The 13,243-nt window shown below is 71.0% G+C and carries 10 protein-coding genes and 1 tRNA gene; 4 read left to right on the forward strand and 7 right to left on the reverse strand.

Features of this window, described 5'->3' with window-relative positions; translation table 11 throughout:
- Nucleotide 1: 1 nt before the first annotated feature.
- From pknB to ACIP2X_RS20950, 6 genes are all read right to left on the reverse strand, one after another.
- Entirely contained in the window at nt 2-1,996 is a 1,995-nt protein-coding gene (pknB, locus tag ACIP2X_RS20925; protein ID WP_401675137.1) for a Stk1 family PASTA domain-containing Ser/Thr kinase, read from the reverse strand.
- 170 nt (nt 1,997-2,166) lie between these two features.
- Nucleotides 2,167-3,639, reverse strand: coding sequence for a penicillin-binding transpeptidase domain-containing protein (locus ACIP2X_RS20930; RefSeq protein WP_401675140.1), 1,473 nt, complete (start codon nt 3,637-3,639; stop codon nt 2,167-2,169).
- Nucleotides 3,636-5,075 (reverse strand): FtsW/RodA/SpoVE family cell cycle protein, encoded by a 1,440-nt coding sequence (locus ACIP2X_RS20935; RefSeq protein ID WP_401675143.1) that lies wholly within the window; start codon nt 5,073-5,075, stop codon nt 3,636-3,638. Before ACIP2X_RS20935 ends, ACIP2X_RS20930 begins: the two co-directional genes overlap by 4 nt.
- 27 nt (nt 5,076-5,102) lie before the next feature.
- Nucleotides 5,103-6,638, reverse strand: a complete 1,536-nt coding sequence (locus ACIP2X_RS20940; RefSeq protein WP_401675819.1) for a Stp1/IreP family PP2C-type Ser/Thr phosphatase — start codon at nt 6,636-6,638, stop codon at nt 5,103-5,105.
- A 140-nt stretch (nt 6,639-6,778) separates the two neighbouring features.
- Nucleotides 6,779-7,288 (reverse strand): FHA domain-containing protein, encoded by a 510-nt coding sequence (locus ACIP2X_RS20945; RefSeq protein WP_401675146.1) that lies wholly within the window; start codon nt 7,286-7,288, stop codon nt 6,779-6,781.
- Nucleotides 7,289-7,298: 10 nt separating this feature from the next.
- The gene (locus tag ACIP2X_RS20950) at nt 7,299-8,180 is read right to left on the reverse strand and encodes an FhaA domain-containing protein (RefSeq protein ID WP_401675149.1); all 882 of its coding nucleotides are present in this window, start codon (nt 8,178-8,180) and stop codon (nt 7,299-7,301) included.
- Between the two features lie 435 nt (nt 8,181-8,615).
- On the opposite strand from ACIP2X_RS20950, the gene ACIP2X_RS20955 reads away from it, so the two are divergent.
- The 4 genes from ACIP2X_RS20955 to ACIP2X_RS20970 all read left to right on the forward strand — a co-directional run bounded on the left by ACIP2X_RS20955 (nt 8,616) and on the right by ACIP2X_RS20970 (nt 11,868).
- Nucleotides 8,616-8,699, forward strand: a tRNA-Leu gene (locus ACIP2X_RS20955).
- A 303-nt stretch (nt 8,700-9,002) separates the two neighbouring features.
- Nucleotides 9,003-10,463 (forward strand): DUF2252 domain-containing protein, encoded by a 1,461-nt coding sequence (locus tag ACIP2X_RS20960; RefSeq protein ID WP_401675152.1) that lies wholly within the window; start codon nt 9,003-9,005, stop codon nt 10,461-10,463.
- A 159-nt stretch (nt 10,464-10,622) separates the two neighbouring features.
- Nucleotides 10,623-11,468 carry a hypothetical protein gene (locus tag ACIP2X_RS20965; RefSeq protein ID WP_401675155.1) on the forward strand — a complete coding sequence of 282 codons (846 nt, stop codon included), beginning with the start codon at nt 10,623-10,625 and terminating at the stop codon, nt 11,466-11,468.
- A gap of 55 nt (nt 11,469-11,523) precedes the next feature.
- A complete protein-coding gene (locus tag ACIP2X_RS20970; protein WP_401675158.1) occupies nt 11,524-11,868 on the forward strand; it encodes a rhodanese-like domain-containing protein in 345 nt (114 codons plus the stop codon).
- Between the two features lie 229 nt (nt 11,869-12,097).
- On the opposite strand, the gene ACIP2X_RS20975 is transcribed toward ACIP2X_RS20970, so the two are convergent.
- Complete coding sequence (locus ACIP2X_RS20975) at nt 12,098-13,234, reverse strand: acyl-CoA dehydrogenase family protein (protein WP_401675161.1); 1,137 nt, start codon at nt 13,232-13,234, stop codon at nt 12,098-12,100.
- Between the last annotated feature and the right edge of the window lie 9 nt (nt 13,235-13,243).

Below are 13,243 nucleotides of genomic sequence, written 5' to 3' on the forward strand. Positions count from 1 at the left end.
GTCAGTCGCCGTCGTTGCCTCCGAAGATGCCGCCGTTGTTGCCTCCGTTGTTGCCGCCCAGGCCCACGGTGCGCAGCGTGATCTGCGTCGCGCCCGGGTTGTCGACCTCCTGGTCACCAGGCGGGTTCTGCGCGGCGACGAACGCTCCGTCGCTCTGGTCGCTGCCGCCCTCGAACTGGATGTTGGTGAAGCCGGCCTGGTTCAGGATCTGCTTGGCCTGCCCCACCGTCTGTCCGACGACGTTCGGGACCTTGGTCTTCTGCTGCTGGAGCTTGCCGACCTTCAGGTTCACCATCGAGCCCTTGTCGATCTGCGAACCGGCGGGCGGGTTGACCTCGATGACCTTGCCGTCCTGGTTGGGGTCGGTGACCGGCACGTCGGTGCAGTTGCCGGTGAGGTCGTTGTCCTCCAGCTGCCGCTTGGCGTCGTCGCAGGACTGACCGCCTACGTTCGGGACGGTCGCCTTCTCCTCGGCCTTCGCGATCGTCAGGGTGATCGTGGAGCCCTTCTCGACCTCCTTGCCGGAGACCGGGTCCTGCTCCAGAACGGTGCCCGGGTCGTCCGAGGACTCACGGACCTCCGTCTTCACCTTGAACTCGTACTCGTCGCCCTCGAGCTTCGCCGTGGCGTCCTCGACGTTCTCGTTGATGACGTTGGGTACCGCGACCTTCGGGGCGCCGGTCGACACCACGACGTTGATCGCCGTGTTCTTGTCGACCTCCGTGCCCCGCGGCGGGTCCTGGGAGCAGACGTTGCCCTTCTGCTGGTCCTCGCAGGGCTTGTTGCTGACGGACAGCTCGAGATCGGCGTTGGTCGCCTGTTTCTGCGCGTCGTCCTGGGTGAGCCCCACGAAGTTCGGCACCGGCACCGTGTCGTTGCTCACCCCGTTGTCGCCGAACGCCCAGCGGCCGATCAGGATCGCGCCGACCAGGACCAGGACCGCGGCGACGACCAGCAGGATCGTCGAGGTGTTGGACTTCTTCTGACGACGCCGGTCGGGGCGGTCGTCGTAGCCGAAGCCGCCGTCGTCCGGGTTGGTCGGGGGCAGCAGGGTGGTCGCGCCACCGTGGCCGTCCGAGCGCAGGGCCGTCGTCGGCTGGTCGTCCGGGTAGCCGCCGTAGCCGACCGCGCCCATCGCCGCCGTGGCGCCGACCGGCTGGCCGTCGAGGCAGGCCTCGATGTCCGCGCGCATCTCGTCGGCGGACTGGTAGCGGTAGTTCGGGTCCTTGACCAGCGCCTTCAGGACGATCGCGTCCATCTCCGGCGTGATCTCGGGGTCGAACACCGACGGCGGCTGGGCCTCCTCCCGGACGTGCTGGTAGGCGACCGCAACCGGGGAGTCGCCCACGAACGGCGGGCGTACCGTCAGCAGCTCGTACAGCAGGCAGCCGGTGGAGTACAGGTCACTGCGCGCGTCGACCTGCTCACCCTTGGCCTGCTCGGGCGAGAGGTACTGCGCGGTGCCGATCACGGCGGCCGTCTGCGTCATCGTCATGCCGGAGTCGCCCATGGCCCGGGCGATGCCGAAGTCCATGACCTTGACCTGGCCGTTGCGCGTCAGCATGACGTTCGCCGGCTTGATGTCGCGGTGGACGATGCCGTTGCGGTGGGCGTACTCCAGGCCCTGGAGGATGCCGATCGTCATCTCCATGGCGCGCTCCGGCAGCAGCTTGCGGCCGGAGTGCAGCAGCTCACGGAGCGTGGAGCCGTCGACGTACTCCATGACGATGTACGGGATCGAGACCCCGTCGATGTAGTCCTCGCCCGTGTCGTAGACCGCGACGATCGCGGGGTGGTTGAGCGAGGCGGCCGACTGGGCCTCCCGGCGGAAGCGGGCCTGGAACGACGGGTCGCGTGCGAGATCCGCGCGCAGCGTCTTCACGGCCACCTGGCGCCCCAGCCTGGTGTCATGCGCGTGGTAAACCTCCGCCATGCCACCACGGCCGAGCACCGGGCCCAGCTCGTACCGGCCGCCTAGGCGACGCGGCTCTTCCATAGCTACCTACCAGCCCTCTCCGTCGGTCCCGGCCGGCATGTCGTGCGGCCGGAGACTGCCGTCCGGGCCTACCGTACCCGGCTCGCTTTGTATGACCTGGCCAAGCCCGTCAGCCGATACAGGACCGGTATCGCAACGTGCATCAATGTGAAGGCGACGTGACGGGGCTCTCACTGCTTGCTCTGGATGACCGCCTCCATCACGCTCTTCGCGATGGGCGCCGCGAGGCCGCCGCCGGAGATGTCGCCGCGGTCCGCCTCCTGGTCCTCGACCACGACGGCCACGGCCACCGGCGAGCTGCCGTCGGGGAGCTTGGCGTACGAGATGAACCAGGCGTACGGCTTCTCACTGTTGTCGACGCCGTGCTGGGCGGTACCGGTCTTGCCGCCCACGGTCACGCCGTCGATCTTCGCGTTGCTTCCCGTGCCCTTGTCGACGACGGTCTCCATCATCGACTGCAGCACCTGCGCGTTGTCCGAGGACAGCGGCTTGCTGAGCTCCTCCGGCTCGGTCTGCTCGATGGTGTCGACGTTGGACGCCTGGAGCTTGTCGACCATGTACGGCTTCATCAGCGTGCCGTCGTTGGCGACCGCGGCGGCGACCATGGCCATCTGCAGCGGCGTCGCGGCGGTGTTGAACTGGCCGATCGAGGACAGCGCCACCTCGGAGGGGGCCATGTCCTCGGAGAACACGGAGGCGTTCGCGCGGACCGGCGTGAACTGCTCCTCGGTGAAGCCGAACTTCTTCGCCGTCTCCAGCATCTTGTCGTTGCCGAGGTCGGAGCCGACCTTGCCGAAGACGGTGTTGCAGGACCACTGCAGGGCGACCCTGAGGGTCGCGTTCTTGCAGGGGATGGTCCCCTCGTTCTTCAGCTCGGTCGTGGTGCCCGGCATCGTCCACGGCAGCGGCGTCTTGGTGGGCGAGTCCGCCTCCGGGTACAGGCCGTGCTCCAGGGCCGCCGCCGCGGTGACGACCTTGAAGGTCGAGCCCGGCGGGTAGGTCTCGCGCAGCGCCCGGTTGAGCATCGGGTCGTTCGCGTCGCCCTTCTTCTGGAGCTTGTTCCAGGCCTTCTGGTCGTCGTCGGAGTACCCGGCGATCGTCGAGGGGTCGTAGGACGGGTAGGAGGCCTGCGCCAGGATCGCGCCGGTCTCCGGGTCGAGCGCCACCACGGCGCCCTTGCCGCGCTTGGCCAGGCCCTCGTACGCCGCCTTCTGCGCGGCCGCGTTGAGGGTCGTGACGACGTTGCCGCCGGCCTTCTTCTTGCCCGTGAGCATGTCGAGGGTGTTGCGGAAGAACAGCCGGTCGTCGTTGCCGGTGAGGATGCCGTCCTCCAGGTTCTCCAGCTGGTTGGTGCCGAAGGCCTGGGAGGCGAAGCCGGTGACCGGGGCCCACATGGGGCCGTCCTTGTAGGTGCGGACGTACTCGAAGTCGCCGCTGGCGGCCCGCTTGGATCCGGTGATGGCCTTGCCGTCGACGATTATGTCGCCGCGGGGGGTGGCGTACCGCTCGATCGCCACCCGGCGGTTGTCGGTGTCGGTGGCCAACTCGTCCGCCCGGACGTACTGGAGCCAGTTGTCGCGGATCAGCAGCGTCAGGATGAGCAGTCCGCAGAAGATCGCGATCCGGCGCAGGGGCTTGTTCATGACGGGCGGACCACCTGGGTCATCTCGGCGTCGGGGTTCGGGGCGGGGGCGGGCGCCGGGCGGCGCGCGGTGTCGCTGATGCGCAGCAGGATGCCGATCAGGGCCCAGTTGGCGATCACGGACGAGCCGCCGTAGGCCAGGAACGGCATCGTCATACCGGTCAGCGGGATGAGCCCCATCACACCGCCGGCGACGACGAACACCTGGAGGGCGAAGGCGCCGGACAGGCCGATGGCGAGCAGCTTGCCGAACGGGTCGCGGGCGGCGAGGGCGGTGCGCACGCCGCGCTCCACGATCAGCGCGTACAGCAGCAGCAGCGCCATCACACCGGCCAGGCCCAGCTCCTCGCCGAAGGTGGCGAGGATGAAGTCGGAGTTGGCGGCGAACCGGATCAGCTCGGAGTGCCCCTGGCCCCAGCCGGTGCCCAGGGTGCCGCCGGAGCCGAACGCCCACAGCGCCTGCATCGCCTGCTCGGAGTGGCCGACCACACCCTCACGGGAGAGCGCGTACTCGCGCATCGGGTCCAGCCAGGCGTCGACGCGCTGCTGGATGTGCGACTCGAACGAGGCCACACCGACGGCGCCGACCGCCGACATCAGCAGACCGAAGACGATCCAGCTGGTCCGCTCGGTGGCGACGTACAGCATGATGACGAACATTCCGAAGAACAGCAGCGACGTACCGAGGTCGGTCTCGAAGACCAGGATCAGGATCGACATCGCCCAGACCACGAGGATCGGGCCGAGGTCGCGGCCACGCGGCAGGTACAGGCCCATGAAGCGGCGGCTGGCCAGGGCCAGCGCGTCCCGCTTGACCATCAGGTACCCGGCGAAGAAGACCGCGAGGACGATCTTCGCGAACTCGCCCGGCTGGATGGAGAATCCGCCGACGTTGATCCAGATCTTGGCGCCGTAGATGTTCTGGCCGAGGCCCGGCACCAGCGGCAGCAGCAGCAGGAACAGCGCGCCGACCATCGAGATGTACGTGTAGCGCTGCAGCGCGCGGTGGTCCTTGAGGAAGATCAGCACCACGATGAACAGCGCGATGCCCATCGCCGTGTAGAGCAACTGGCGCGGGGCGGCGGTGCCGGCCTGGCCGATGTCCTGCAGCAGCTCGGACTGGTCCAGCCGCCAGATGGCGACCAGGCCCAGCCCGTTGAGCAGGGTGGCCAGCGGCAGCAGCAGCGGGTCCGCGTACGGCGCGAACTTGCGGACGACGACATGGCCGACGCCGGCCAGCAGGCCCAGACCGAGCCCGTAGCTCAGCAGGCCGGCCGGTACCTCGTCGTTGATGGCGAGGCCGACGTTGGCGTAGGCGAAGACCGGGATGAGGACGGCGAACACCAGGAGCCCGAGCTCGGTGTTGCGCCGGCTCGGCGTGCCGATCGAGCCGATCGTGGACGTGTGCTGCGTCGACGGATTGGGAGTACTGCTCATCGTGTGACGGGGCCTCTCACGGCTTGCCTACTGCTTACCGCACAGCGAGACGACCTTCTGCTCTTCCTCCGAGAGGCTGGGGCCGGGGCTGGGAGTGGGCGCGGTCGCGGACTGGCTCGGGGACGTGGAACCGGTGGCCGACGGTGTCGGTGTGGCCTTGGACGTGACAGAGGTACGGGTGGTTCCCGTGGTGCCGCCTGCCTCGCCCTGGCCGGTCTGCGCGCTGTTCTCGCTCTCGGCGGCGCGTCGCTGCGCCTCCTTCTTGCACGCGGAGGCCTGCACACCCAACTCGTCGATCTTGGCCTGGGCGTTCTTCAGCCCGCCCTCGGCGATCGTCGCCTCGACCAGCTTCTGCTGGTAGGGCGGCAGGTACTTGAGTTCGATCTCGGGGTGGTCCTTCTCGACCTTCGACAAGGAGACCCAGGCCAGATCCTGGCTGATGCCCCGGTACAGGGCGACGTGCTCGTCGTTGGTGCCGACGTAGTACTGCGTCTGCGTCCAGCGGTGGCCCGCGTACAGGCCGCCGCCGATGACGGCCAGCGCGAGGACGCCGTAGAAGGATCGCTTCAGCCAGCGGCGCCGCGGCCGGGGTTTGACGAAATCGTCGTCGCCGTAGCCGCCGAAGCCGTCCGCCGGGATGTAGCCGGTGGTGTCGCCGGAGCCGGGCGGGCCGAACTCGCCGCCCCCGCCGCCCTGTCCGGGCACCTGGCGGCCGAGGCCGGCGGCGCGGCCGGCCGGGGTCTGCATGATGCCGTTGTCGTGCAGGTGGTTCTGGTTCTCGGCGACGGCACCGACCACGACCGGGGTGTCGGACAGCTGCCCGGCGAGGGTGTCACCGGTGTCCAGGTCGAGCACGTCGGCGACGATCACGGTGATGTTGTCCGGGCCGCCGCCGCGCAGCGCCAGCTCGATCAGCTGCTGCACGGTCTCCTGCGGGCCCTGGTAGCTGGCGAGCGTCTCCTCCATCGTCTGGTGGGAGACGACGCCGGACAGGCCGTCGGAGCAGATCAGATAGCGGTCGCCGGCCCGCACCTCGCGGATCGACAGATCGGGCTCGACGTGGTCGCCGCTGCCGAGCGCGCGCATCAGCAGGGAGCGCTGCGGGTGGGTGGTGGCCTCTTCCTCGGTGATCCGGCCCTCGTCGACGAGGCGCTGCACCCAGGTGTGGTCCTGCGTGATCTGCGTGAGGACACCGTCGCGCAGCAGGTACGCGCGCGAGTCGCCGACGTGCACCAGGCCGAGCCGCTGGCCCGTCCACAGCAGGGCGGTGAGGGTCGTGCCCATGCCCTCCAGCGAGGGGTCCTCCTCGACCATCTGGCGCAGCTGGTCGTTGGCGCGCTGGACGGCCGTGCCGAGCGAGGTGAGGACGTCCGAGCCGGGGATGTCGTCGTCGAGCTGGACGATGGTGGAGATCGCCTCGGAGGAGGCGACCTCGCCGGCCGCGGCGCCGCCCATGCCGTCGGCGATCGCGAGCAGGCGCGGACCGGCGTATCCGGAGTCCTCGTTGCCCTCGCGGATCATGCCTTTGTGCGAACCGGCGGCGAAGCGCAGTGACAGACTCATGCGCACCTCGCCCGTCGGCTCCGGGTACAGCCGATCGTGTCGAGCCACACTGCCCACCCTCCGGTCGGGAGCGCGCCGGGGCCCCGGGTGTGGACCGCCGCTGCGTGCTCGCTCCGCTCGCGCTCATTCATGATGTAGCACTACTTCCGCAGCTCGATGACGGTCTTGCCGATGCGGATCGGTGCACCCAACGCGATCGGCGTGGGGGTCGTGAGGCGGGTCCGGTCGAGATAGGTGCCGTTCGTGGACCCGAGGTCCTCGACGATCCACTGACCGTCCCGGTCCGGGTAGATCCTGGCATGCCGGCTCGAGGCGTAGTCGTCGTCCAGCACGATGGTGCTGTCGTGCGCCCGGCCCAGGGTGATGGTCTGGGACTGGAGCGCGACGGTGGTGCCGGTGAGTGTGCCTTCGGTCACCACCAGTTTGGTCGGCGCGTTCCGCCGCGACCGGCCGCCGGCCGGCTGCTGGCGCTGCTGCGGAGGCGCCTGGCGCGTGGCCTGCTGCGCCCGGCCCGCGTCCCGTCGGGATCCGCGCTGTGTGACGCGCGTACCGAACAGATCGCTGCGGATGACCTGCACGGCCACGATCACGAACAGCCACAGTACGGCCAGGAAACCCAGCCGCATGACCGTGAGGGTCAGCTCTGACATTGCCCCCGGATCACCCTTCGGCTTGCCTATAGATAACGGTGGTGCTGCCCACGACGATCCGCGAGCCGTCGCGGAGCGTAGCGCGGGTGGTGTGCTGCCCGTCCACCACGATGCCGTTGGTGGACCCGAGATCCTGGATCGTCGAGGGCGTTCCGGTCCGGATCTCGCAGTGCCGGCGGGACACGCCGGGGTCGTCGATCCGCACGTCGGCCTCGGTGCTGCGGCCCAGCACCAGGGTCTGGTGGGAGATCTGGTGGCGGGCGCCGTTGATCTCGATCCAGTACCTGGTGCGGGAACCAGGGGAGGCGCCGGGCGCGGCACCGGGACGCTGCGCGGCGGGCTGGGCCGGCTGCGGATAGCCGTACCCGCCGGGGCGGGCGCCGGGTGGGGGTGCCGAAGGCATGGGGGGAGCGCCGGCGGGCTGCGGCGGGGCAGCCGCGGGCGGGTACCCGTAGCCACCCGCGGCGGCCGCGGGGCGGGCGCCGCCGGCCGCGGAGCCGGGGGCCTGCTGGTCGGTGGAGGAGGCGAGCGTACGGCTGCGCACCCGGTACAGACCGGTGTCCAGGTCGTCCGCCTTCTCCAGGTGGACCTTGATCGGCCCCATGAAGGTGTAGCGCTGCTGCTTGGCGTAGTCGCGGACCATGCCGGCGAGCTCGTCGCCCAGCTGGCCCGAGTAGGGGCTGAGGCGCTCGAAGTCCGGGGCGCTCAGCTCCACGATGAAGTCGTTGGGCACAACGGTGCGGTCGCGGTTCCAGATGGTCGCGTTGTTGTCGCACTCCCGCTGGAGCGCTCCCGCGATCTCCACGGGCTGCACCTCGGACTTGAACACCTTGGCGAAGGTGCCGTTGACCAGACCTTCGAGACGCTGCTCGAACTTCTTCAGGACTCCCATGGGGCACCTCCTCCGGTGTTGCCGTCCTGTGTACTGCCTACCCGTGTACTGCCTACCCGGTACTGCTTACTGATCGTATCCACGCCCCGGTTAATCGGCTGGTTCCCCCTGTCAGCCCGGTCGACGGGTGTCGACGGGTGTCGACGCCTGACGAAGTTCCCTGCGGCGCTCCCCTTCGAACTTCTGGCATGGATCGTAGAGGGGGTCGCAAACAAGTGTCCCGCACCGGACTGCGGACTCGGTCCGGCTCCTGGGCAGACGGGCAGGACCGGTACGAGGTTGATACGTGCGGAGGCGTTCCGGCCGGTCGGCGTGCCCGTGTGAGGGTGCCCCTGCCCTGGATAAGGGATGTGAACCCACCCCGTCCAGCGTGCTAATGTTCTGGGTGTCGGAAGGCGCCAAGCCCAAGGGGACGGGGCCGGAGACACACCCAATGCGCGGGTGGCGGAATAGGCAGACGCGCTGGATTCAGGTTCCAGTGCCCGCAAGGGCGTGGGGGTTCAACTCCCCCCTCGCGCACAGCTGAAGCGGTCGGCATCGTGATCACGATGCCGACCGCTTCTCTTTGTTCTCCCGTCGTTCTCCCGGGCCTTCGGAGGCGCACCCCGTGAAGCCCCTCACCGTGCTGCCCGTTCCTGTGTGAGCAACGTCTCAGGTCGTGGTGGTCGTGTGTGGGGCTGCGGGACCGGCGTCGGCCACCTGCCGCGGGACCGGGCCGGGCAGGTCGGGGAGTTGACGCACGCCGGGGTTTTCCACAGGTGGGGAGTTGTCCACAGGGTCTGACGGGATGCCGTCCGCCGGTTGTACGGTCGGCACGAGTTGATGTTCCGGCGAGTCACGGGGGAGGCGGTCGCGGTGACCGAGACCGGTGTGCGGGAAGCGGGTTCCGGGACGGTGCGGATTCCGCGGGTGCGGGGCTTCGCCGAGCCGTCCGCGCAGGGCGCGCACTCGCCCAAGGCGGAGGGCAAGGCCCTGCGCGAGCGGGTGCCGCGCGGCGCCCACGCCACCCTCGACGTCGACGGCGCCCGGCCCGACGCGGTGACCGCGGTGGAGGAGTCCAACCAGGGCCGGATCCCCGGGCTCACGCCGATAAGGGTCGGCAGGATGGTGGCGACCCCGTTCGCCTTCCTGCGCGGAGCGGCCGGCCTCATGGCGTACGACCTCGCCCGCACCCCCATGACCCGCATCCGCGCGCAGATCTGCGGCGACGCGCACGCGGCGAACTTCGGTCTGTACGGGGACGCGCGCGGCGGCCTGGTCATCGACCTGAACGACTTCGACGAGACGGTGCACGGCCCCTGGGAGTGGGACCTCAAGCGGCTCGCCGCCTCACTGGTGCTCGCGGGCCGGGTGGCGGGCGCCGACGAGGACACCTGCCGGGCGGCCGCCCACGACGCGGCCGGCGCCTACCGCCGCACCATGCGGCTGCTGGCCAAGCTCCCGGTGCTGGACGCGTGGAACGCCATCGCGGACGAGGAGCTGGTCTCCCACACCGACGCCCACGATCTGCTCGGCACGCTGGAGCGGGTCTCGGAGAAGGCGCGGGCCAACACCAGCGGACGGTTCGCGGCGCGTTCGACCGAGCCGTCCGAGGAGGGCGGCAGGCGGTTCGTGGACGCGCTGCCGGTGCTGCGCCGCGTCCCGGACGCCGAGGCGGCGGCGGTCGCCGGCGCCCTGGAGGAGTACGTGACGACGCTGTCCGAGGACCGGCTGCCGCTGCTGTCCCGGCACGCGGTGCACGACGTGGCCTTCCGCATCGTCGGCACGGGCAGCGTCGGCCTGCGTTCGTACGTCGTCCTGCTGCTGGACCACCGTGGTGAGGCGCTGATCCTCCAGGTGAAGGAGGCCCGCGAATCGGCGCTCCTGCCGCATCTGCGGACCGCCGGGTTCGAGACGCCGTCCGTCGATCACGAGGGCCGGCGGGTGGTCCTCGGGCAGAAGCGGATGCAGGTGGTCAGCGACATCCTGCTCGGCTGGACGACCGTCCAGGGCCGCCCCTTCCAGGTCCGCCAGTTCCGCAACCGCAAGGGCAGCGTGGACCCGGCGGCCCTCTCCGCCGACCAGCTCGACGACTACGCCCGCATGACGGGCGCGCTCCTGGCGCGCGCCCACTCCCACAGCGCCGACCCGCGCCTGGTCTCCGGCTACTGCGGCAAGAACGAGGAGCTGGACGAGGCGCTCGCCACCTTCGCCGTCGCGTACGCCGACCGGACCGAGGCCGATCACGAGGCGCTGGTCGCGGCCGTCCGGGCGGGGCGGGTCGCGGCGGAGGAAGGGGTGTGAGCGCGGGTGATCGGCGATGAAGGGCTCGTGCACGGCGAGGGGCCTGCCGGTGTCGGCGAGGCGCCTGCCGGTGCCGGCGAGGGGTCTTCCCGTGCTGCGGAGCGGGCGGGTGCGGCCGGGGTTCCGAAAGCCGGCGGTGGCGTGGCCTACGCTGGTCGGGTGACGACCCCGGAAGCTGAGCAGGGTGGTGTCGCCGATGAGGCGCAGGCGACGCCCGAGGACGGCGCCCCCCGGCCCGAGGAGCGGCTGGAGCGGGCCGTGCGGGCGGCCGAGCAGGCGCTGATCGAGTACGAGATCGCGGTCGAGACCTTCCGGGTCGAGATCGAGAACTTCTCCCGGCTGCACCACCAGCGGCTCGGGCCGATGTACGCCCGGCTCGAAGAGCTGGACGCGCAGATAGCCGAGGCGAAGGCGGCCCGCACGGGCGACGCCGAGGACCTGCGCCGCGCGCAGGAGCTGCGGGCCCGGGTGCTGCCCATGCCCTCCGTGGAGGAGCTGTTCCACGGCTGGATGGACGGCGACGGCCTGTTCCCCGAGGCCGCCGCGATGCTCACGGACCGGCCCGTCCGGCCGCCGCAGCGGGTGCGCCCCAGCGACGAGGCCCGCCGCCTCTACCGCGAGCTGGCCCGCAAGGCCCACCCCGACCTCGCGCAGGAGGACGGTGAGCGCAAGCGGCGTGAGGAGTTCATCACCCGGGTGAACACCGCCTACGGCCGCGGTGACGAGGCGCTGCTGCGCGAGCTGGCCGAGGAGTGGGCGGCGGGTCCGGTGCCCGAGGAGCGCCAGCCGAGCCCCAGCGAGGAGCTCTACGCCCGGCTGGACTGGCTCGCCCGCCGCAAGGAACTGCTCTCGGTCGTCGCCCGTGACCTGGAGGAGAGCGCGATCGGCTCCATGCTGCGGCTGGCGCCCGACGACCCGGACAGCCTGCTCGACGAGATCGCCGAGCAGTTGCTCAAGGAGGTCGCGGGGCGCGAGGCGGAGCTGGCGGCGCTGGTCGGTCAGTGAGCGGCCGGGCGGCCTCCGGGCCGCCTCGAGGAGCGCTTCGGGTAGCGTCGGGACCATGAACTTCGGAGCTGTTCCCACGGTCGGGGTCACCGACCTCAAGGACGACGACTTCCTGCTGGACGTCCGTGAGGACGAGGAGTGGCAGGCCGGTCACGCGGAGGGCGCGCTGCACCTGCCCATGAGCGAGTTCGTGGCCCGGTACGGCGAGCTGACCGAGGCCGCCCCGCAGGACGGCCGCGTCCACGTGATCTGCCGCTCCGGCGGACGCTCGGCCCAGGTCGCGATGTACCTCAACCAGCAGGGCGTCGAGGCCGTGAACGTCGCGGGCGGCATGGAGGCCTGGCAGGCGACCGGGCGCCCGGTGGTCACGGACGCGGGGGAGCCGGGAGCGGTCGTCTGAGTCCGGCCAGGTGAGGTACGGGCGCGGTTTCGCGCCCGTAACGCGGATGCCGGTGCTCCGGTGCTCCGGCGCTGCCGACCGCGTGTGCGTCCACGGTCGCCGTGCGCCCGGGCTCCGACCTCGCCGCGTCACCCACCGGGCCGCCTCCGCGGCCGGCGGGTCGGCGGGTCGGCAGATCGGTAGGTCGGCGGGTCTGCGGGTCCGCGGGTCCGCGGGTCCGCGGGGATGCTCATCCAGGCGCGTGCGCCGCGAGCAGGTCGCCCAGGGTCTCCTCATGGGCCGCCGCCGGTCCCAGGGACAGCTCCAGGTGCTTGGCCCAGGCGTGGTAGCGGTGCAGGGGATAGTCGACGTCCGCCCCGAAACCCCCGTGCAGATGCTGTGCCGTCTGCACCACCCGCCGCACCCCCTCCGCCGCCCAGATCTTGGCGACGGCCACATCGGCGGCGGCCGGCAGCGCGCCGGACGCCGCGGAGCTGATCCGCCACGCCGCCTGCCACAGCGTGGCCTCCATCGCCCGCAGGTCGATGTAGCGGTCGGCGGCCTGCACGGCGACGGCCTGGAACGTCGCGACCGGGTGGCCGAACTGCTCGCGCTTCCCGGTGTACTCGCCGGTCATCCGCAGCACCCGCTCCCCGAGCCCCAGCGCCAGCGCACAGGTCCCGGTGGCCAGCAGCTGCCGCAGCCACTCCCAGGCCCCCTCGGCCCCGACGACGTACCGCTCCGGAATCCGTGCCGACTCCAGCCGCAGTTCCCCGAGCCGCTCGCCGTTGGTCGCGAACTGCTCGGCGAGCGCGGCGCCTTGGTGGCCCCGGGGGACGAGCGCGAGTACCTCGCGGTCGGCGTCGGTGTGCGCCGGTACGACGGTGAAGTCGGCTTCATAGGCCCACGGCACCGCCGTCTGCACCCCGTCCAGGATCCAGTCGTCGCCGTCCCGCCGAGCGGTCACCGCCCGCTCGGCCGGATCGTGGCCGCCGGTACGCCCCTGTGCGGCGACGGTCAGCACGACCTCTCCCCGCCCGGCCCGTTCGAGCAGCGCGGCCTTCAACTCGGCCCCGCCGTAGGCCTGTACGGCCGCCAGTGCCGCACTGCTCTCCAGCAGCGGCACCCGCGCCAGCACCTTGCCCGCCTCGCGCAGCACCAGGCACAGCGCGAGGGCGTCGAGGCCCGCTCCGCCGTGCTCCGGGTCGAGCAGCAGGCCCAGCAGATCGGCGTCGGCGAGCCTGCCCCACAGGGCGCGGTCGAAGTCGTCGGCCACGGCGCCCCTGGTCAGCGTGGGGCTCGGCACCGTGTCCGGCGCGACGTCGGCGAACACCCCCCGCGCCGCCTCGGCAGCCGCCTGCTGTTCCTCGGTGAAGGTGAAGTCCACGGTCCTGTC

Origin of the sequence: Streptomyces sp. NPDC089424, assembly GCF_044749345.1 — a bacterium.
GTDB lineage: Bacteria > Actinomycetota > Actinomycetes > Streptomycetales > Streptomycetaceae > Streptomyces.

Coding starts and splice junctions, on each gene's coding strand:
- pknB (WP_401675137.1), bottom strand. CDS start 1,996: ATGGAAGAGCCGCGTCGCCTAGGCGGCCGGTACGAGCTGGGCCCGGTG.
- ACIP2X_RS20930 (WP_401675140.1), bottom strand. CDS start 3,639: ATGAACAAGCCCCTGCGCCGGATCGCGATCTTCTGCGGACTGCTCATC.
- ACIP2X_RS20935 (WP_401675143.1), bottom strand. CDS start 5,075: ATGAGCAGTACTCCCAATCCGTCGACGCAGCACACGTCCACGATCGGC.
- ACIP2X_RS20940 (WP_401675819.1), bottom strand. CDS start 6,638: ATGAGTCTGTCACTGCGCTTCGCCGCCGGTTCGCACAAAGGCATGATC.
- ACIP2X_RS20945 (WP_401675146.1), bottom strand. CDS start 7,288: ATGTCAGAGCTGACCCTCACGGTCATGCGGCTGGGTTTCCTGGCCGTA.
- ACIP2X_RS20950 (WP_401675149.1), bottom strand. CDS start 8,180: ATGGGAGTCCTGAAGAAGTTCGAGCAGCGTCTCGAAGGTCTGGTCAAC.
- ACIP2X_RS20960 (WP_401675152.1), top strand. CDS start 9,003: ATGTTCCGGCGAGTCACGGGGGAGGCGGTCGCGGTGACCGAGACCGGT.
- ACIP2X_RS20970 (WP_401675158.1), top strand. CDS start 11,524: ATGAACTTCGGAGCTGTTCCCACGGTCGGGGTCACCGACCTCAAGGAC.